The sequence below is a fragment of the Brevibacillus borstelensis genome (assembly GCF_037834415.1).
Classification (GTDB): Bacteria; Bacillota; Bacilli; order Brevibacillales; family Brevibacillaceae; genus Brevibacillus; species Brevibacillus borstelensis_A.
In genome coordinates, this window is sequence record NZ_JAUMSJ010000083.1 from 1 (window position 1) to 1,960 (window position 1,960).

At 33.8% G+C, this 1,960-nt stretch carries 2 protein-coding genes and 1 pseudogene; 2 read left to right on the forward strand and 1 reads right to left on the reverse strand.

The features are described 5' to 3' along the window. A pseudogene (locus tag Q3F21_RS27565) lies at positions 1–87 on the reverse strand (IS200/IS605 family transposase); the annotation flags it as partial. Positions 88–475: 388 nt separating this feature from the next. Between Q3F21_RS27565 and Q3F21_RS27010 the strand changes: the two are divergent. Both Q3F21_RS27010 and Q3F21_RS27015 read left to right on the forward strand, forming a co-directional pair. After that, the gene (locus Q3F21_RS27010; RefSeq protein ID WP_340259663.1) at positions 476–988 is read left to right on the forward strand and encodes a hypothetical protein; all 513 of its coding nucleotides are present in this window, start codon (positions 476–478) and stop codon (positions 986–988) included. Between the two features lie 256 nt (positions 989–1,244). Continuing rightward, the gene (locus Q3F21_RS27015) at positions 1,245–1,844 is read left to right on the forward strand and encodes a hypothetical protein (protein ID WP_340259665.1); all 600 of its coding nucleotides are present in this window, start codon (positions 1,245–1,247) and stop codon (positions 1,842–1,844) included. Positions 1,845–1,960: the final 116 nt, after the last annotated feature.

Below are 1,960 nucleotides of genomic sequence, written 5' to 3' on the forward strand. Positions count from 1 at the left end.
ACGATACTTTGGACAAAAGACAACATGATACTTACAGTCAAATACGATATTATGGTTGCTTTCCACTGATCTACTCAAAACCATCACCTATGGTTAATGATACCACATCTCGTTAGATATGTGGTGCACATCTAACAACGATGCAAAAAGAACTATTTTTTGTTTGCTCTTAGCATCCCCTAACGAGGATACAGAGCAAAGTTCCTTATATCCCCATAGCTAAAAGCAAGGGGTTTTACGGCACGAATGATAAAAACTACATCTGGGTTAAAAATTATGGGACATGGGCTCTATAGATACACACCGCATGCTCTGGATATCAATTATCTTCCGAAAATAACTGGAGGAAACTATTCATTTCAAAGTCTCTTCAAATCATATTGGGGATCAGACTGGGATTGATTTGAAAAAGGCATGCCCTTCGCTCTAATTAAAGCGAGGGGTGTTTTCTCTATTAATGAGAGGAGAAATATTTGTGAAACATAAGTTCTTACTTATTTTCATATCAGCACTCTATCTTTCCCTATCGGGCTGCACTTCCCAAGAAACGAGGCCAAATAATGCCTCACAAGAAACACCGAACCAATCCTTGGCAAGCCAGTTTCGGGGGAAGAATTTGCACGCGATAAATTATTTCATATACAGATCGGACTCTATAAAAGCCCAACCAGAATTCATGGGTATATTGTTTGAAGAAGAAGAGAAAAAAAACATGCTGCAGTGGTTGGAAAAGGCCAGTGAAATAACTGTCCTTACTCAAAAGGTTAAAGAGATTCTATGGTTTGACTTCGAATATCAAATTGGCAAACAGGTAGTAGATAGAAAATACCTGGCATACGTTCAAGATGAGAATGGCCGATTCTATGTCAAGTCCTTTGAAGTAGTGAAGGAATTAAATCTAGAGGAATTTACAGAAGAGTCTATTGAGCCAATTTTGCAGATACTGGGCAAGGATAACTGGTTTGTTGTCGAAGAGGCGCCCTTTTAGAGCAATATTGTAAAGTATTACGTTTCGGTACGTTTATCAATTTTTTGTATCAATTTTCTCATTTGCGAACTTCCAACAGGTTGTTTCTTTTCGTAGAGTGTTCCAACAGAAATTTATAAGCGTGGAGATTTTACAAAAAATTCAGGGGTTTGAAAAAACCACTAGACATAATATACCATATTCTATAAAATTCCATTAACCAATGATGTCTGAAGAGATTGTGACACAATCAAAAAAATAAAAAGGAGTGTGAAATATGAAAAAAATTTTATTGGTTTGTATTATGATAATGTTGATGCTAGCATCGGCTTGTGGAAATGTTGAAATGACATCAAATCCAAATACTTCTAGTGAGCCTAAACCTGAAACGGATGAGTCTATTATTCCAAAAAACACATCCGAATATTGTACTGTAGAACGTATAAGTTTGGATAGTGAAACTGAAAAATATTTCTATGGAACTTGGAAAGTTGAGAAGCTTTTAGGATTTGCAAATTCATATAATGATGCTTCTGAATATCCAACAGGGCAAAAATTTATTGGAGATGAAATTATAATCAAAAAAGACTTTTTTTCATCAAAAGGACTTAAAAACTATAGTAATTATCAATATGAACTAAAAAATCCATTATATGAGATTACAGCGACATGCTATAACTCTGACTCTTTTTATAGATTATATAAAATAGATATCCCAGACTTAAATATAAATGATGTAGTAAAAGCAATAGATATAAGTGACCCTTCTACAAAACTTAGCATACCTGTAAGTGTAAGTTTTTTTGTTGTTAATAACGATAGGCTTATCTTGTTATCAGAGGCAACTATTTTTGAGCTTAAAAAAATTACTGATTAAATGAATTAAGGTTATGTAATAAGTTCTGTGCTAATAGAATAGAAAATATCCAGGAAGGTAAGGATATCCTATAAGCGATTCTGAAAATGCCTGTGAATATAATTTTTTAAACAAGA